This window comes from Rhizobium sp. 2MFCol3.1, from assembly GCF_000377565.1.
GTDB lineage: Bacteria > Pseudomonadota > Alphaproteobacteria > Rhizobiales > Rhizobiaceae > Rhizobium.
The window spans coordinates 324,822-342,238 of record NZ_KB898356.1; the positions used below are offsets into that span (position 1 = coordinate 324,822).

The 17,417-nt window shown below is 61.9% G+C and carries 14 protein-coding genes; 8 read left to right on the top strand and 6 right to left on the bottom strand.

The annotated features are described in order from the left end of the window. Positions 1 to 158: 158 nt before the first annotated feature. A complete protein-coding gene (locus D460_RS0110300) occupies positions 159 to 1,181 on the bottom strand; it encodes a substrate-binding domain-containing protein (RefSeq protein WP_026283001.1) in 1,023 nt (340 codons plus the stop codon). Positions 1,182 to 1,453: 272 nt separating this feature from the next. Between D460_RS0110300 and D460_RS0110305 the strand changes: the two genes are divergently transcribed. From D460_RS0110305 to D460_RS0110330, 6 genes are all read left to right on the top strand, one after another. Beyond that, positions 1,454 to 2,815: an ABC transporter substrate-binding protein gene (locus tag D460_RS0110305; protein ID WP_026283002.1), complete on the top strand. Its 1,362-nt coding sequence runs from the start codon at positions 1,454 to 1,456 to the stop codon at positions 2,813 to 2,815. A gap of 162 nt (positions 2,816 to 2,977) precedes the next feature. Continuing rightward, entirely contained in the window at positions 2,978 to 3,991 is a 1,014-nt protein-coding gene (locus tag D460_RS0110310) for a sugar ABC transporter permease (protein WP_018898464.1), read from the top strand. Position 3,992: 1 nt separating this feature from the next. Continuing rightward, entirely contained in the window at positions 3,993 to 5,156 is a 1,164-nt protein-coding gene (locus D460_RS0110315; RefSeq protein ID WP_018898465.1) for an ABC transporter permease subunit, read from the top strand. Positions 5,157 to 5,196: 40 nt separating this feature from the next. After that, the gene (locus D460_RS0110320) at positions 5,197 to 6,849 is read left to right on the top strand and encodes an alpha-glucosidase (protein ID WP_018898466.1); all 1,653 of its coding nucleotides are present in this window, start codon (positions 5,197 to 5,199) and stop codon (positions 6,847 to 6,849) included. A gap of 24 nt (positions 6,850 to 6,873) precedes the next feature. Next, positions 6,874 to 7,965: a sn-glycerol-3-phosphate ABC transporter ATP-binding protein UgpC gene (ugpC, locus tag D460_RS0110325; protein ID WP_018898467.1), complete on the top strand. Its 1,092-nt coding sequence runs from the start codon at positions 6,874 to 6,876 to the stop codon at positions 7,963 to 7,965. Between the two features lie 173 nt (positions 7,966 to 8,138). Then, complete coding sequence (locus tag D460_RS0110330; protein ID WP_018898468.1) at positions 8,139 to 8,492, top strand: hypothetical protein; 354 nt, start codon at positions 8,139 to 8,141, stop codon at positions 8,490 to 8,492. An 82-nt stretch (positions 8,493 to 8,574) separates the two neighbouring features. Here the strand turns inward: D460_RS0110330 and edd are convergent, their stop codons facing one another. The 5 genes from edd to D460_RS0110355 form a co-directional block, all read right to left on the bottom strand. After that, positions 8,575 to 10,395 (bottom strand): phosphogluconate dehydratase, encoded by a 1,821-nt coding sequence (edd, locus tag D460_RS0110335; RefSeq protein WP_018898469.1) that lies wholly within the window; start codon positions 10,393 to 10,395, stop codon positions 8,575 to 8,577. Between the two features lie 77 nt (positions 10,396 to 10,472). Further along, the gene (gene pgl, locus D460_RS0110340; RefSeq protein ID WP_018898470.1) at positions 10,473 to 11,171 is read right to left on the bottom strand and encodes a 6-phosphogluconolactonase; all 699 of its coding nucleotides are present in this window, start codon (positions 11,169 to 11,171) and stop codon (positions 10,473 to 10,475) included. 11 nt (positions 11,172 to 11,182) lie between these two features. Next, the gene (gene zwf / locus D460_RS0110345) at positions 11,183 to 12,658 is read right to left on the bottom strand and encodes a glucose-6-phosphate dehydrogenase (protein ID WP_018898471.1); all 1,476 of its coding nucleotides are present in this window, start codon (positions 12,656 to 12,658) and stop codon (positions 11,183 to 11,185) included. A 134-nt stretch (positions 12,659 to 12,792) separates the two neighbouring features. Next, positions 12,793 to 14,091 (bottom strand): FAD-binding oxidoreductase, encoded by a 1,299-nt coding sequence (locus tag D460_RS0110350; RefSeq protein WP_018898472.1) that lies wholly within the window; start codon positions 14,089 to 14,091, stop codon positions 12,793 to 12,795. Positions 14,092 to 14,101: 10 nt separating this feature from the next. Next, positions 14,102 to 15,538 (bottom strand): glutamine synthetase family protein, encoded by a 1,437-nt coding sequence (locus tag D460_RS0110355; protein WP_018898473.1) that lies wholly within the window; start codon positions 15,536 to 15,538, stop codon positions 14,102 to 14,104. A gap of 126 nt (positions 15,539 to 15,664) precedes the next feature. Here D460_RS0110355 and D460_RS0110360 point away from each other — a divergent pair, with 126 nt between their 5' ends. Both D460_RS0110360 and D460_RS36365 read left to right on the top strand, forming a co-directional pair. Beyond that, entirely contained in the window at positions 15,665 to 16,846 is a 1,182-nt protein-coding gene (locus D460_RS0110360; protein WP_018898474.1) for an aminoacetone oxidase family FAD-binding enzyme, read from the top strand. 164 nt (positions 16,847 to 17,010) lie between these two features. Further along, positions 17,011 to 17,154, top strand: coding sequence for a hypothetical protein (locus D460_RS36365; RefSeq protein WP_018898475.1), 144 nt, complete (start codon positions 17,011 to 17,013; stop codon positions 17,152 to 17,154). The last annotated feature ends 263 nt before the right edge of the window (positions 17,155 to 17,417 follow it).

Sequence of the window (17,417 nt, forward strand, 5' to 3'; positions counted from 1 at the left end):
CCTGGCGGAAAGATGCCCGGCCCTTCGGGTTGGCTGAAACGGGCCGCCTGATCGTCCGGCCGGCTTGGCCGTATGCGTTGGCTACGACACGCGCCGGCCGGACGACCATCCGACTCCGTTTGAGCCAACAGAATGTTTCAATCTAACCAGGAAAGGCTCTAGCGCGGCGCGGCACCCGTCGACGCCCGCACGATCAACTCCGTCTTCCACAGTTCCTGTTCGGGGAAGGGGCCGTCCTGCTTGACGGTCCCGATCAGCCGCTCGGCGATCCGAACACCCGCCGCGCGCAACGATGAGCGCGTCGTCGTCAACGGCACGGAGAAATTCTCCGGCTTCAGATGCGGCAGCACGTCGTCATGGGCGATCAGCGAAATGTCCTCGCCGAGCTTCAGCCCCGCTTGCGTCACCGCGCGGATAGCGCCAAGCGCCAGTACCGTGCTGGAACAGAGAATGGCCGTCGGCGGCTCCGGCAGCTGCAGAAAGCGTTCCATGGCGAATTGCCCGTGCTCGTCGGTCATCGACATGTGGCTGGTGCAGTTCTCCGGCAGCTCCAGCCCGCGCTCGGCAAGTGCCGAGACCACGCCCTTCTTGCGGCGGATCGCGAAATCCAGATGCTCCGGCCCGTTCAGCAGGCAGAAACGCGTATGCCCGAGCTGCAGCAGCAGCCGCGTCGCATCGTAGAAGGCGCCCTCATTGTCGATGTCGAGATAGGGGTAATCCGGCTCAATCCCAAACGAGCGGCCATGCACGAGAAACGGCATGGAGAGCGACTTCAGGAGCGGCAGCCGGGGATCGTGGCCGCGCATATAGGCCACGAACAGTGCGTCGACATTGCCGCTGATCGCCAGCCGCCTCAGCGCGCCCACTTCGTCGTCGGGATCGGCGGGCATGATCACGAAATGAAAGTCGTGCCTTACCGCTTCCTCGCCAAGCCCGGTCAGGAATTCGCCGAAATGCACGTCGGAATAATGCCCGGGCGCGGTGGGCATGACGAGGCCGATCGAGCCCGCCTTGCCGGTTGCCAGCCGCTGCGCGGCCTTGTTGGGACGATAGCCGGTTTCCTGCACGGCGCGCAGCACCCGCTCGCGTGTCGCCTCGTTGACCTCGGGATAGCCGTTCAGCGCACGGCTCACCGTCGTCTGGGACAGGCCCAGCATTTCCGATAGCTGTTTCAGATTCACGTGTTAAACTTCCTCCAACGCCTTGGAGGTCATGTCTCCCAAATGGCATCCAAAGCGCTTTTAGCAATGTAGCAGCTGCGCCGCTTGACTCAAGAAAAATCGCTCCATATTGCCCCATAGGCGTTGCTGCATTGCGATATTCAAAGGCCCCGAGGTGGGTTTTGCGAATTGCCTTGACTCTTTTATGCCGAAAGTGAAATGAGTTCGTTGTCAAAGCGCTTTGGAATTTCGGTTGCAGGGCGTGATTGGGATTGTGATGGGAGGTTGATCACATGAAAAAGTCATTTTTGATGGGCGTTGCCGTGGCAGCGCTTCTGGCCGGCGGCGCGTCCGCGGCCGATCTGAAATTCGCGCCGGGCGAGGACGCCAAGTTCAACTGGAAGAGCTACGATGACTTCAAGGCGGCCAATGCCGACCTGAAGGGCCAGGAGCTGACGATCTTCGGGCCATGGCGCGGCGAGGACGAGACGCTGTTCCGCAGCATTCTCGCCTATTTCACCGAGGCGACCGGCATCGACGCCAAGTATTCGTCCTCGGAAAACTACGAACAGCAGATCGTCATCGATACCCAGGCCGGATCGCCGCCGAACATCGCGATCCTGCCGCAGCCCGGCCTTCTCGCCGATCTGGCCAGCAAGGGCTTCCTGGCGCCGCTCGGCGATGAAAACTCCAAGTGGATCAAGGATAATTACGGCGCCGGCGACAGCTGGGTCGGCTACGGCACCTACAAGGGCAAGGACGGCAAGGACGCCTTCTTCGCTTTCCCCTACAAGGCCGACGTGAAGTCGCTGGTCTGGTACGTGCCTGAAAACTTCAAGGAAGCGGGCTACAAGGTCCCGACCACGATGGAAGAGCTGCAGGCTCTCTCCGAGCAGATCGTCAAGGACGGCGGCGTTCCGTGGTGCATCGGTCTCGGTTCCGGCGGCGCCACCGGCTGGCCGGCAACCGACTGGATCGAAGACCTGATGCTGCGTATGCAGCCGCCGGAAGCCTACGACAAGTGGACCACCAACGAACTGAAGTTCGATGATCCCGCAGTCGTCTCCGTCATCGACGAGTTCGGCAAGTTCGCCAAGAACGAGAAGTACGTCGATGGTGGCGTCAAGGCTGTTGCCTCGACCGACTTCCGCGATAGCCCGAAGGGCCTCTTCGCCGTGCCGCCGAAGTGCTACATGCACCACCAGGCGTCCTTCATCCCGTCCTTCTTCCCTGAAGGAACGAAGATGGGCCAGGATGCGGACTTCTTCTACATGCCGACCTTCGCCTCGCATCCCGAACTCGGCAAGCCGGTTCTGGGCGCAGGTACGCTGGTCACCATCGCCAAGGATTCCAAGCCGGCTCGCGCCTTCGTGGAATTCCTGAAGACGCCGATCGCGCATGAAGTCTGGATGGCGCAGTCGAGCTTCCTGACACCCTACAAGGGCGTCAACACGGCCGCCTACGCCAACGAGCAGATGAAGCGCGAAGGCGAGATCCTGACGACGGCAACGACGTTCCGCTTCGACGGTTCCGACCTGATGCCCGGCAAGATCGGCGCCGGCGCCTTCTGGACCGGCATGGTCGATTTCGTCGGCGGCAAGTCCGCTCAGGATACCGCCAAGGAAATCCAGAGCGCCTGGGACGGCATCAAGTAACATCGCCTGATCTCCATGCCGCCTGCTCGGCGGCATGGATGCAAATGCCTGGCCGGATGCCGTCACAAGCGCCGGCCATCGCCGCCTCTTGCGCTCGCTGCAGCGTGCCCGGCCATCAGGCGGCGTGATTTCAAAAAGACGTAGGCATCAGGGGAGGGATGAATGCTATCGCAGCTGGTTTCCGCTTTGGGGGTCGTGGTCGTCGCCGTATTCGCATGCGCGGCCTATTTCTATTTCTCGAACAAGCTCCTTGATATGGCGCTTCCGGTGAAGGACGGCGACATTCGCGCCGCCTCGCAGAACCTCAACCGCCGCTCCATCATCAGGCCGTGGCTGTTCCTGTTCCCGGCGCTCTTCCTGCTGGTCGTCTATCTGGTCTATCCCGTGGTCGCGACGGTCATCCTGTCCTTCTACGATCGCTCCGGAGCCCAGTTCGTCGGCTTCAGCAATTACCAGTGGGCTCTGGGTGACCGCGAGTTCCGCCAGTCGATCTTCAACAACATCCTCTGGCTTGCCGTCGTTCCGGCGGCCTGCACCTTCTTCGGCCTCGTTATCGCCGTCATGACCGACCGCATCTGGTGGGGCAATATCGCGAAAAGCATCGTCTTCATGCCGATGGCGATCTCCTTCGTCGGCGCCTCCGTCATCTGGAAGTTCATCTACGAGTATCGCGGCGGCAACGCCACGCAGATCGGCCTCTTGAATGCCATCGTCCAACTCTTCGGCGGCACGCCGCAGGTGTGGATCTCGGTACCCTTCTGGAACAGCTTCTTCCTGATGATCATCCTCATCTGGATCCAGACCGGCTTTGCCATGGTCATCCTGTCGGCCGCCCTTCGCGGAATTCCGGAAGAAACCATCGAGGCCGCCGTTATCGATGGCGCCAATGGCTGGCAGATCTTCTGGCGCATCATGGTGCCGCAGGTCTGGGGCACGATCGCCGTCGTCTGGACCACCATCACCATCCTCGTGTTGAAGGTCTTCGATATCGTGCTCACCATGACCAACGGTCAGTGGGACACGATGGTTCTCGCCAATCTCATGTTCAACTGGATGTTCCGCGGCGGCGGCGACAGCGGCCGAAGTGCGGTCATTGCGCTGATCATCATGCTGGCCGTCACGCCGATCATGGTGTGGAACGTCCGCCGCGCCAATCGCGAAATGGGAGGCAAGTGAGATGACCCTGACCCGCGATTTCTTCAAGATCGGCCCGGCCCGCCTGTTCGTCCACGCTGCCGTCCTACTGATCGTCATCATCTGGCTCATCCCGACGCTCGGCATCTTCGTCAGCGCGCTGCGCGACAAGGACCAGATCGTCGTCTCCGGCTGGTGGACCGCCTTCTCCGGCTCGTCGCGCACCGTGGCCGCCCGCCTCGGGCAGGTCGATCAGCAGAAGCAGGATGGCCCCGCTTACGTCATCTCAGGCAATGTGCTGGATGGCCAGGAGGGACGCTCGATCAATGCCTTCGGCACCCGCGTCGCACAGCCCTCGGCCTACAAGGCGGGCGAGACCGCCGATCTCGGCGATGGCCTCACGCTCACGGTCAACGAAGACGGCACCTATCGCTACGCCAAGAACGCCGCCTTCGGCCCGGATGACGGCGGCCGCCGCGTCTACGTGTCCGTCGCCACGCCGCCGGAGTTCACTCTGCAGAACTATCGCACGGTGCTGACGGGCGAGGGGATCGGCCAGTCCTTCATCAACTCGCTGACGGTCACCATCCCGGCCACGATCATCCCGATCCTGATCGCCGCTTTCGCAGCCTACGCGCTGAGCTGGATGGAATTCCCCGGCCGCGCGCTCCTGATCGCGCTGGTCGTCGGCCTCATCGTCGTGCCGCTGCAGATGTCGCTGATCCCGCTTCTGAGGCTCTACAATCAGGTCGGCATGCTGCTCGATACGCCGTCCAAGACCTATCCCGGCATCTGGCTGGCGCACACCGCCTTCGGCATGCCGCTCGCTATCTATCTCCTGCGATCCTACATCGCGGGCCTACCCAAGGAGATCATCGAATCCGCCCGCGTCGATGGCGCCAGCGATTTCGAGATCTTCACGCGCATCGTTTTGCCCTTGTCCTTCCCGGCGCTCGCCTCCTTCTCGATCTTCCAGTTCCTCTGGGTCTGGAACGACCTGCTCGTCGCTATGGTGTTCCTCGGCACCGACAGGGATCACCTCGTGCTGACGGGGGCGCTCAATGCGCTGCTCGGCTCGCGTGGCGGCAACTGGGAAATCCTGACGGCCTCGGCCTTCATCACGATTATAGTACCGCTGCTCGTCTTCTTCGCATTGCAGCGCTATCTCGTGCGTGGTCTGCTCTCGGGTTCGGTCAAGGGCGGCTAGTCATTTCCCAGGACAATCAGAAGACAATACAGGACCACATATGAGCATGGCATCTCAATCCAACCTGACGGTGGACAAGGACTGGTGGCGCGGCGCGGTGATCTATCAGATCTATCCGCGCTCCTACCAGGATAGCAACGGCGACGGCATCGGCGATCTCAAGGGCATTACCGCGAGATTGCCGCATGTCGCGGCCCTTGGCGCCGACGCCATCTGGATCTCGCCCTTCTTTACCTCGCCCATGCGCGATTTCGGCTACGACGTCTCCGACTACGAGAACGTCGACTCGATCTTCGGCACGCTTGTCGATTTCGATTCCCTGATTGCCGAAGCCCACCGCCTCGGCATCCGCGTGATGATCGATCTCGTCATCTCGCATTCGTCGGATCAGCATCCCTGGTTCGTCGAAAGCCGTTCCAGCCGCACCAACGCCAAGGCCGACTGGTATGTGTGGAGCGACTCAAAGCCGGATGGCACCCCGCCCAACAACTGGCTGTCGATCTTCGGCGGCTCCGCCTGGGCGTGGGATCCGACCCGCATGCAATATTACATGCACAACTTCCTGACCTCGCAGCCGGATCTCAACCTGCATAACCCCGAGGTTCAGAACCGTCTGCTCGATGTCGTCCGCTTCTGGCTGAAGCGCGGCGTCGACGGCTTCCGCCTCGACACCATCAACTTCTATTTCCACGACAAGGAATTGCGCGACAATCCGGCCCTGGCGCCCGAGCGCCGCAACGCCTCGACGGCGCCTGCGGTCAACCCCTACAATTTCCAGGAACACATCTACGACAAGAACCGGCCGGAGAATATCGCCTTTCTGAAGCGCTTCCGCGCGGTGCTCGAGGAGTTCCAGGATATCGCCGCTGTCGGCGAAGTCGGCGATAGCCAGCGCGGTCTGGAGATCGTCGGCGAATACACGTCGGGCGATGACAAGATGCACATGTGCTACGCCTTCGAGTTCCTGTCGCCGGATCCGCTGTCGCCCGAGCGCATCGAAGACGTGATGAACGATTTCGCCGCTGCCGCCCCCGATGGCTGGGCCTGCTGGGCGCTCTCCAACCACGATGTCGTGCGCCATGTGACCCGCTGGGGCTCGCTCGTTGCCGATCGCGATGCCTTCGCCAAGCAGTATGCGGCGATGCTGATGACCATGCGCGGCTCCGTCTGCCTCTATCAGGGCGAGGAGCTCGGCCTGACGGAAGCCGACCTTGCCTACGAGGACCTGCAGGACCCCTACGGCATCCAGTTCTGGCCGGAGTTCAAGGGCCGCGATGGCTGCCGCACGCCGATGGTCTGGGACAGTCAGGTCGCCCAGGGTGGCTTCTCGACGGTCAAGCCATGGCTGCCGGTTCCTGTCGAACATATCCTGCGCGCCGTTAGCGTTCAGCAGGGCGACGAGGCCTCGGTGCTCGAGCACTATCGCCGCTTCATTGCCTTCCGCAAGCAGCACCCGGCCTTCGCCAAGGGCGAGATCAAGTTCATGGAGCCGCAGGGCGACATGCTGGTCTTCCAACGCGAATACGGCAACGAAAAGCTGCTCTGCGTTTTCAACATGAGCGCGACCGAAGCCTTGGTTGCTCTACCTGAAGGCAACTGGCAGGCGTTGACGGGCCATGGTTTCGTCAGCAATAACTATGGCGACAAGATCGATATACCCGCCTGGGGCGCGTATTTCGCTCGGCTCGCCTAGAGACTTCTGGAGGAGGAGAACTCGATGACTGGACTGACACTCAAGGACATTCGCAAATCCTACGGTGCCGTGGACGTGCTCCATGGCATCGATCTTGATATCAAGGAGGGCGAATTCGTTGTGTTCGTCGGTCCGTCGGGCTGCGGCAAGTCCACCCTGCTGCGCATGATCGCCGGCCTGGAGAACATCACCGGCGGCGACATGTATATCGACGGCCAACTGGTCAACGACGTCCCGCCCTCCAAGCGCGGCATTGCCATGGTGTTCCAGTCCTATGCGCTCTACCCGCATATGACGGTCTACGACAACATGGCCTTCGGCATGAAGATCGCCGGCGAGAACAAGCAGGAAATCGACCGTCGCGTGCGCGCGGCGGCCGAAAGCCTGCAGCTCACCAAATATCTCGATCGCCTGCCCAAGGCGCTCTCGGGCGGCCAGCGCCAGCGCGTCGCCATCGGCCGCGCCATCTGCCGCAACCCGAAGGTCTTCCTCTTCGACGAGCCGTTGTCGAACCTCGACGCGGCCCTTCGCGTCGCCACCCGCATCGAGATCGCCCGCCTCAACGAGCAGATGGCCGACACGACGATGATCTACGTCACCCACGACCAGGTCGAGGCGATGACGCTCGCCGATCGCATCGTGGTTCTGTCCGCCGGCAATATCGAACAGGTTGGCGCGCCGCTGGAGCTCTATGAGCGTCCTGCCAACCTCTTCGTTGCCAAGTTCATCGGCTCGCCCGCCATGAACGTCATCCCGGCCACCGTCACGGAAGCCGGCAACACGACCACCGTTACGCTGACCGGCGGCAAGTCCGTCACGCTCGATATCCCGACGGCAGCCTCCGAGAAGGGCAAGACCGCCAGCTTCGGCGTTCGCCCCGAAGACCTACGCATCGCTGGCCCGGCCGACGACTACCTCTTCGAAGGTGAAGTCTCGATCGTCGAAGCGCTCGGCGAGGTGACGCTGCTCTATATCGAGGGTCTCGTTCAGAACGAGCCGATCATCGTCAAGCTGCCCGGCATCTATGATGTAAAGCGTGGCCAGAAGATGCATTTCTCGGCCGAACGTTCGAAGCTGCATCTCTTTGATGCAGAAGGTCGAACCTATCGCAAGTAAGTTGTAAATAGCTCCCGGGCCGTGTGAATAATGCGGCCCGGCGCTATGCTGTTCGAACTTTCTGTTAAAGATCGCTTGGTAGTCTTTCCTCATTGCATACTTAGAGGATTACGACAGTGGCGACACCGAGCCCCCAGTCATCAGGACATTTTCTAAACAAGGAAGAATCCTTCATGTACGACCGCGAAGTGCGGTTCAAGATGGAGGACACAATGAACGCCGCGCGTCTCGAATATACCGAGAAGGGCGTCATGAACATGGCCTCGCGCCGTTGCGACATCATCCGCATTTCCAAGAGCAGCGCGGTCCTGGCGATCCTGACGCAGTTCAATCTTCCGCGTCAGTTTTATCTCGATCTTCCCGATGCCCGCATCACCAAGATCGGCTGCATGCTGACCCGTGTTAATCCCAACAACACCGTGGAAGTCCGCTTCCTGCGCATGCTGACCGACAAGGAACTGAACAAGATCTTCGTCTACAGCACCCATCCAGCCCATCGCGACCGCGTGCTCGATATCCGCGGCTGATCGCCGATCGCTACGATTAAAAAGACAAGGCCCGCGAGACGATCTCGCGGGCCTTGTCGTTTCTATCTTGTATCGCCGTGCCTCAGTGGAACAGCACGCTGGCGCCCTTGTCGGACGCGCCGACGGCGCGGCGGAAGGGGGCGAACAGCTCGCGGCCCATGCCGAACTCGTTGTCAGAGAGGTCGGCGACGACAGGCTTGCGATCGGCCATGGTGGCAGCGTCCACCAGCACCTCGAGCGTGCCGGCGATCGCGTCGAGACGGATGATGTCGCCGTCCATGATGCGCGCGATCGGTCCGCCGTCGACGGCCTCCGGCGTCACGTGGATCGCCGCCGGAACCTTGCCCGACGCGCCGGACATGCGCCCGTCTGTCAGAAGCGCCACGCGGAAGCCGCGGTCCTGCAGCACGCCGAGCGGCGGCGTCAGCTTGTGCAGCTCGGGCATGCCGTTCGCCTTCGGTCCCTGGAAGCGGACGACGGCGATGAAGTCGCGGTTGAGCTTGCCGTCCTTGAAGGCGTCCTGAAGCTCCTGCTGGCTATGGAAGACGATCGCCGGCGCCTCGATGACGTGGCGATCGGCCTTCACGGCCGAGATCTTGATGACGCCCTTGCCGAGATTGCCGCGCAACATCTTCAGGCCGCCATTGGCCTGGAACGGCGTTTCGATGTTGGCGAGCACCTTCGGATCGACGCTCTTTTCCGGGGAGGGCTCGCGCACGATGTTTCCATCCTCACCAAGGCGCGGATCGATCGTGTAGGCCTGCAGCCCGTGGCCGAACACGGTGCGCACGTCGTCGTGCACCAGGCCGTGCTTCAACAGTTCCTTGATCAGGAAGCCCATGCCGCCGGCCGCGTGGAAATGGTTCACGTCGGCAAGCCCGTTCGGGTAGACGCGGGCAAGCAGCGGCACCACTTCGGAGAGCTCGGCGATATCCTGCCATGTGAGCTCGATGCCGGCGGCGCGCGCCATGGCAACGAGGTGCAGCGTGTGGTTGGTCGAGCCGCCGGTGGCGTGCAGGCCGACGACGCCGTTGACGATCGAGCGCTCGTCGATCATCTCGCCCGCCGGCGTGAACTCGTTGCCCTGCGCCGTGATCGCCAGCGCCCGCTTGGTCGCCTCGCGGGTGAATGCTTCGCGAAGCGGCGTGCCCGGATTGATGAAGGAGGAGCCGGGCATATGGAAGCCCATGATCTCCATCAGCATCTGGTTGGAATTCGCTGTGCCGTAGAAGGTGCAGGTGCCCGGTCCGTGGTAGGACTTGGACTCGGCCTCCAGCAGCTCGGCGCGACCGACCTTGCCCTCGGCATAAAGCTGGCGCACGCGCGACTTCTCGTCGTTCGGCAGGCCTGAAGTCATCGGTCCTGCCGGCACGAAGATCGACGGCAGATGGCCGAAGGTCAGCGCGGCAATCGTCAGGCCCGGCACGATCTTGTCGCAGACACCGAGATAGAGCGCCGCGTCGAACATGTTGTGCGACAGGCCGATACCGGCAGCCATGGCGATCAGATCACGCGAGAAGAGCGAGAGCTCCATGCCCGGCTGGCCCTGGGTCACGCCATCGCACATGGCGGGAACGGCGCCCGCCACCTGCGCGATACCGCCAGCTTCCGCTGCCGCCTCACGAATGATCGCCGGATAGGTCTCGAACGGCTGATGCGCCGAGAGCATGTCGTTGTAGGAAGTGATGATGCCGAGATTGGAAACACGGTCGCCGGCCAGTGCATCCTTCTCGGCGGGGGAACAGACCGCGAAGCCGTGCGCCAGGTTCGCGCAGCCGAGCGAAGAGCGAACCACGCTCTTGCCCACCGCGTTTCGCAAGCGCTCGAGATAAAGCTCTCGCGACGGTTTCGACCGTTCGACGATACGGTTGGTGATGGCGGCAACGCGCGAATGAGCGGACATGGGAGATCCTTGTCGTTTGCTGGTATTCGATTGTCTGTTCGCGGCTTTACGCCGTGTTGGCCATTAAGGCCGTTGGCTTACGGAGCCCAGTAAATGTCGACGGGCGTCGCGGCGCGGCGAAGGATTGCCCGAATCGGCATCTCCGCCTCGTCGCCGGCACCCTCGGCCTTTGCCAGAACGTCCTTCTTGCCGTCGCCTTCGATGTGAAGAACGAGCAGCCCTGCATCCTGCAGGCTGGAGAAGGTGAAGGTCAGGCGGGGTTCGCCCGCGCCGTCAGCGTCCATGGTGATGATGCCGCGCGGCGTCTTCGGGTCGAGAGCGACCGCAAGATTGCTGCCGCCGGGGAAGAACGATGCCGTGTGGCCGTCGCCGCCCATGCCGAGAATGACGACATCGAACGGATTGCCGATCGAAGCCGTGGCCGCCGTCGAGAGCTTTGCAGCTTCCTCGACCGTTGCCGCCGACTGGTAGAGCGGCTGGAACTTTGCCGCTTTCGCCTTGTTCTGCAGGAGATTGCTGATCACGAGCAGATGGTTCGAGCGCGGATTATCCGCAGGCACGAAACGCTCGTCGACGAGGGTGATGGTCACCTTCGTCCAGTCGAGATCGCGCGTCGACAGTTCCTGGAAGAATGCCTTCGGCGTCGAGCCGCCGGAAACGGCGATTTCCGCCGTTCCCTTCTTGGCGATGGCCGTCGAAAGCGATGCAGCGACCTTGTCGGCAAGGTTGCGCGCCAGTTCGGCGGCGTTGGCAAAATTGTGCATGGTCGCTGCCATTCTCTCGATCCTTAGAGGTTGTCGTGCCAGGTGCGGCCATCACGCTCGATGAGCGCGATCGACTGGCTGGGGCCCCAGGTGCCGGCCGTGTAGCCCTGAACCTTCTGGCCGGTGGATTCCCAACCCTTGAGGATCGGGTCGACCCACTGCCACGCCGCTTCGACTTCGTCGCGGCGCATGAACAGCGTCTGGTTCGAACGGATGACGTCCATCAGCAGGCGTTCGTAGGCGTCGGGGTTACGAACCTGGAAGGAATCGGCGAAGCTCATGTCGAGCGAAACGTTGCGCAGGCGCATACCGCCCGGGCCCGGATCCTTGATCATCAGCGACTGCTTGACGCCTTCGTCGGGCTGCAGGCGAATGATCAGCTGGTTCTGGTTGATGCGGCCGGCCGACTGGTCGAAAACCGAGTGCGGGATCGACTTGAAGGTGATGACGATCTCCGACATGCGGCCGGCAAGACGCTTGCCGGTGCGGATGTAGAAGGGAACGCCGGCCCAGCGCCAGTTGTTGATCTCGGCCTTGATGGCAACGAAGGTTTCGGTGTTGGACACGCCGCCTTCGAGCTCTTCGAGGTAACCCTTGACCGGGCCGCCCGCCGAAGCGCCGGCGCGATACTGGCCGCGCACGGTGGTCTGCTCGACATTCGAAGCGTCGATCGGCTTCAGCGCGCGCAGCACCTTGAGCTTCTCGTCGCGAACCGCTTCGGAATCCATCGAGGACGGGACTTCCATGGCAACCAGGCAGACGAGCTGCATGATGTGGTTCTGCACCATGTCGCGCAGCGCGCCAGCCGTGTCATAGTAGCCGGCACGACCTTCGAGGCCGACGGATTCGGCAACGGTGATCTGCACGTGGTCGATATGCTGTGCATTCCAGAGCGGCTCATAGAGCGCGTTGGCAAAGCGCAGCGCCATCAGGTTCTGCACGGTTTCCTTGCCGAGGTAGTGGTCGATACGGAAGATCTGCTCTTCCTTGAAGACCTTGCCGATCGTGTCGTTGAGCTGCAGGGCCGAGTCCAGGTCGCGGCCGATCGGCTTTTCGACGACGATGCGGGTGGTCTTGGTGATCAGCTTGTGATCGTGGATTTTCTGCGAGATGTCGCCGAAGATGCCGGGTGCGACGGCCAGATAGAAGGCGCGCACGCGGTCCTTGCCCTCGTCGAGCAGCTTCTTCAGCTGGTCCCAACCGGCGTCGGAGCGGGCATCGACGGGCACGTAGAACAGGCGCTCGCAGAACTTGGCGACCTCGGCCTCGTCGTACTCGCCCTTTTTCAGGTGCTCCTTCAGAGCGTCCTGCGCGAACTTGCGGTATTCTTCGTGGGTCAGCGCGCTTCTAGAGGCGCCGATGATGCGGGTCGGCTCGGAGAACTGGCCTTCGATCTGACGATGGTAGAGGGCCGGCAGCAACTTGCGCTCGGCAAGGTCGCCACTGCCGCCAAAGACGACGTAATCGAAAGGTTCAACGGGAATGATTTGGCTGCTCATGAGGCTATCTCTCAATCAGACTGGTTCATGGCCTCTTTAATCTAATCGATTTAAAAAAGCCAGTGTGCGCTGCAACGAATTTGTCCGGCACTGGTTTTAGATCGAAAAGCCTCGTGAGGAAATCCGCAATCTGACTAAAACTTGTCGCGCAGCGCAAACCACGAAAGCGCCAGGAAGAGCAGGGGGGCGCGCATCGCCGGGCCACCCGGGAAGGCCGGGATTTTCAGCGCCTTGAATAGTTCGAGGTCCCTGGATTTCCCGATCACAGTTTCGGCATAGAGCCGCCCGCAATAGTTCGCGAGCATCACGCCATGGCCGGAATAGCCGCCGATCGAGGTCACCCCTGGCATGACTTCGCGCACGAAGGGCTGCCGCGGCATGGTGATCGCGACCGATCCGCCCCAGGCATGGGTGATCTCGACATTGCCGAGTTCGGGATAGATCTCGGCGATCTGCCGGCGGATGTGCTCGGAGATATCGCGCGGATTGTCTGCCGTATAGGCCTCGCGACCACCAAACAGCAGCCGCCCGTCCTTCGATTTCCGGAAGTAGCGGACAACAAAGCGCGAATCGGCAACCGCCTCGCTACCAGGAATGACCGTGGATTTCTCGCCGAGCGGCACGGTGGCGCCGATGAAGGAGCGGATCGGCATGACATGGCTGGCAGTGATCGGTTCCAGATTGTCGATATAGCCGTTGCAGGCAATCAATGCCTTGTCGGCTGTGATCTGGCCGCGCGGCGTATCGACCGTCACCTTGCCGCCGCCCTGCCGGATCGCCGTCGCCTTCGTCATTTCGAAGACCTGAGCGCCGGAAGCCGCCGTCGCCCGCGCCAGCCCGATCAGGAGCTTCAGCGGGTGAATGTGGCCGGTGCCGGTGTCGCGCACGCCGCAGAAAAAGCGTGTAGACCCCAGCCGCTCCTGCGTTTCCGCGCGGTCCATGAAGGTGGCGTGCGGGTAGCCGTAGCGGCTCGCTCCGATCTCCGCATTGTCGCGAAAGGCCTTCTCGTAGCTCGCCTTATGCGCCACGTTCATCTGGCCGGGCATGAAATCGATGTCGATCTGATGCTCGGTTGCAAAATCAAGCAGGTGCTTCTTGGCGTCCTCGGCCAGGTCGAACAGCGCCTTGGAGCGCTCGAAGCCGATCTCTTCTTCCAGCTCCTCCGGCCAGGAGCGCTGCCCGGTGCCGAGCTGCCCGCCGTTGCGGCCAGACGCGCCATCACCGAACCGGCAGGCCTCGATGAGCACCACCGACACGCCCGCCTTGGCGAGATGATAGGCCGCCTGCAGCCCGGTATAGCCGCCACCGATGATGGCGACGTCACATGTCTTCGATCCGTCGAGCTCAGGATAGGTGGGCCGCTCGCCCGCCGTTGCCTGATACCACGAAATGCCGGGCGCGATCGGGCTCTGCCATTTCTGTTCGGATGTCATGGCGCCATCCTCACACGTTGAGCAGAAGGAATTCGCGTTCCCACGGGCTGATAACCTGCATGAAGGTCTCGAACTCGCCGCGCTTGACGCCGGCATAGAGCCCGATGAACTCGCGGCCGAACACCTCCTCGAAGGCCGGCTCATCCTCCATCAGCGCGACGGCTTCAAGCAGCCCGCGCGGCAGGTCGATCGAGCCTTCATTGGCCGAATCCTCGGTCGGCGCCGTCGGCTCGATTTCCTTCATGATGCCCAAGAGGCCGCAGGCAAGCGATGCCGCCAGCGCCAGATAGGGGTTGGCGTCGGAGCTAGGCAGCCGGTTTTCGACACGCCGCGCCTGCGGATCAGAAACCGGTACGCGGAACGCCGTCGTGCGGTTGTCGTAGCCCCAGGCGTTGTTGACCGGGCACGACATGTCCGGCGTCAGGCGGCGGTAGGAGTTGACGTAGGGCGCCAGCATGCAGAGCGCGCTCGGCACATACTTCTGCATGCCGCCGATGAAGTGGAAGAACTCCTTCGAGGGCGAGCCGTCGGGGTTGGAAAACACGTTTTTGCCCGTGTCCTCGTGGATGACCGACTGGTGGATGTGCATCGCCGAGCCGGCCTGGCCCTGCATCGGCTTGGCCATGAAGGTAGCGTAGATGCCATGCTTCATCGCCGCCTCGCGGATCGTCCGCTTGAACATGAAGACCTGGTCGGCAAGCTCGATCGGATTGCCGTGGCGAAGGTTGATCTCGAGCTGCGCCGGTCCTTCTTCGTGGATCAGCGTGTCAATCTCCAGCCCCTGCTTTTCGGAGAAGTGGTAGATATCGTCGATCAGTTCGTCGAACTCGTTGATCCCGGCGATCGAATAGCCCTGGCCACCGAGAATGGCGCGGCCCGAGCGGCCCTTCGGCGGATGCAGCGGATAATCGGGGTCGTCGTTCTTGGCGACGAGATAGAACTCGATCTCGGGCGCCACGATCGGCTTCCAGCCGCGGTCATGATAAAGCTTCATGATCCGCTTCAAGACGTTGCGCGGCGTGTAGGGGACCTCTTCTCCATCGGCGCTGACGATATCGCAGATCACTTGCGCGGTCGGGTCCGTCTCCCAAGGCACGACGGAAAGCGTCGAAAGGTCGGGCACCAGCTTCAGATCGCTGTCGCGCGGCTCGTAGCGGAAGCTTTCGGTTTCCTCGGGGTATTCGCCCGAAATCGTGTGGCGGTAGATCGCGGAAGGCAGCGCCAGCGATGTGTTGGAGGTGAATTTCGAGCTCGGCATCATCTTGCCGCGCGGCACGCCGGCAAGGTCTGGCGTGATGCATTCGATGTCTTCGATCCCGCGTGCCCGCAAGAACTGCGCTGCTTCCTTCCAGGAGGCCACGCCGCGAAGATATCCAGGGTCCGGGGGAGATTTCTTCGAGGCGGGAACGTTCTTGGCAGGCTTCAGCGTCGTCTTTTTTGGGGACATGACACACCGGTTTGCGTTGATCTTGCAGCCATAATAACCGGAGTTTGGCAATTGGCGAGGGGGGAGGCACGTTGACTTTCGCCTATTGATGGAAAAAGAAGACGCCTTTCGACGAAGGAAACAGCCGTGCAGCGAAGAAGCGATGTGATCGTCATAGGCGCGGGCGCCGCCGGCATGATGTGCGCCATCCGCGCCGGGCAGCGCGGCCGCTCGGTGGTCGTGCTCGATCACGCCAAGGCGCCCGGCGACAAGATACGCATCTCCGGCGGCGGTCGCTGCAACTTCACCAATATTCATGCCTCGCCGAAGAATTTCCTCTCGGCCAATCCGCACTTCAGTAAGTCGGCGCTCGCCCGCTTCACGCCATCGGACTTCGTCGCCATGGTCGATCGCCACAGGATCGCCTGGCATGAGAAGACGCTCGGCCAGCTGTTTTGCGACGACAGCGCCAAGGACATCATCCGTATGCTGCTGGACGAGATGCAGGCGGCGGGCGCAAGGCTCGAGCTGCGCACCGAGATCGTCGCCGTCGATAAGACCGAAGACGGCTTTCGCGTCTCCACCTCCGAGGGCGAGTATCACGCAACCTCGCTGGTGATCGCCACCGGCGGCAAGTCGATCCCGAAAATGGGCGCGACCGGTTTCGCCTATCGCATCGCCGAACAGTTCGGCCTGCCCCTCATCGAAACCCGCCCCGGCCTCGTGCCGCTGACGCTCGACCCGCAATTGCTCGAAAGCGTCGCCCCGCTCTCGGGGATCGCCGCCCCCGCCGAACTGCGCCACGGCAAGACCGCCTTTCGCGAAGCGCTGCTCTTCACCCATCGCGGCCTCAGCGGCCCGGCCATCCTGCAGATCTCGTCCTACTGGCGCGAGGGCGACGAGATCACCGTCGACATCGAGCCCGACATCGATCTCCTCGCACATTTGAAGGCGGCAAAGCAGGCGAACGGTCGGCAGTCGGCGCAGACAGCACTCGGCGAGGTGCTCCCCAAGCGTCTGGCGCAATATCTGACCGAGCGCGCCGGCGTCACCGGCAACATGGCTGACATGTCCGACAAGGTGCTGGTGCGCCTCGTCGATGCCGCACAGAACTGGACGATCAAGCCTTCGGGCTCCGAAGGCTACCGCACCGCTGAAGTCACGCTTGGCGGCATCGACACAGCAGCGCTCGATTCCCGCAGCATGCAGGCCAAGGCAGTCCCCGGTCTCCACTTCATCGGCGAGTGCGTGGACGTGACCGGCTGGCTCGGCGGCTACAATTTCCAGTGGGCCTGGGCCTCGGGTGTCGCGGCTGGTGACAGTCTATAAAGCTTATTCTTCGTAGAGATGAAACCAGTTGAAGGATTCAAGAGTTCTTAAGCAGGGTGCGCCATCCTGTCCCGATGACGTGCTTAAATTGGCTTCCTAAATAAGGCTTTACGAGCACAGTCTTTTGTTGGATTGTTGTGACATAGAGAAGTGAGGTTCTGCAGATGAACAAGAACACACGACGCGCCCGCGCCATCGCAATTGCCAAGGCCCAGCCGGACACACGGCTTGTCGCAATCCGCTACTTCGTTCTGGCCGCCAGTGCCGCTGCCGCCGTCATGGCGCTCTTCCTTCCACGAATGCTCTAAGGCACTCCCTTTAAGACAACGAGACCTTGCGGCGCACCGATGCGCCTGCACTATAAGCGCGCGAACGCCCGGTTTGCTGTGATATCCGGCTACCTAAGCTTATATAAAAATTAACGCATCTTCGGCAAAGCTTTAGTATGACTTATGGGCGCCTCGCTTTTTTGCGGGGCGTGACAGGCAATGATTGCCGTCCGAGCATGCGCTCGCGATCCCCCATTGTTCCAAAATGTTCGATGCACTCAGCCGACGCGCAATCTCGCCGC

Coding starts and splice junctions, on each gene's coding strand:
- pgl (WP_018898470.1), bottom strand. CDS start 11,171: ATGGCAGCGACCATGCACAATTTTGCCAACGCCGCCGAACTGGCGCGC.
- D460_RS0110330 (WP_018898468.1), top strand. CDS start 8,139: ATGTACGACCGCGAAGTGCGGTTCAAGATGGAGGACACAATGAACGCC.
- zwf (WP_018898471.1), bottom strand. CDS start 12,658: ATGAGCAGCCAAATCATTCCCGTTGAACCTTTCGATTACGTCGTCTTT.
- D460_RS0110305 (WP_026283002.1), top strand. CDS start 1,454: ATGAAAAAGTCATTTTTGATGGGCGTTGCCGTGGCAGCGCTTCTGGCC.
- edd (WP_018898469.1), bottom strand. CDS start 10,395: ATGTCCGCTCATTCGCGCGTTGCCGCCATCACCAACCGTATCGTCGAA.
- ugpC (WP_018898467.1), top strand. CDS start 6,874: ATGACTGGACTGACACTCAAGGACATTCGCAAATCCTACGGTGCCGTG.
- D460_RS0110320 (WP_018898466.1), top strand. CDS start 5,197: ATGAGCATGGCATCTCAATCCAACCTGACGGTGGACAAGGACTGGTGG.
- D460_RS0110355 (WP_018898473.1), bottom strand. CDS start 15,538: ATGTCCCCAAAAAAGACGACGCTGAAGCCTGCCAAGAACGTTCCCGCC.
- D460_RS0110315 (WP_018898465.1), top strand. CDS start 3,993: ATGACCCTGACCCGCGATTTCTTCAAGATCGGCCCGGCCCGCCTGTTC.
- D460_RS0110310 (WP_018898464.1), top strand. CDS start 2,978: ATGCTATCGCAGCTGGTTTCCGCTTTGGGGGTCGTGGTCGTCGCCGTA.
- D460_RS36365 (WP_018898475.1), top strand. CDS start 17,011: ATGAACAAGAACACACGACGCGCCCGCGCCATCGCAATTGCCAAGGCC.
- D460_RS0110350 (WP_018898472.1), bottom strand. CDS start 14,091: ATGACATCCGAACAGAAATGGCAGAGCCCGATCGCGCCCGGCATTTCG.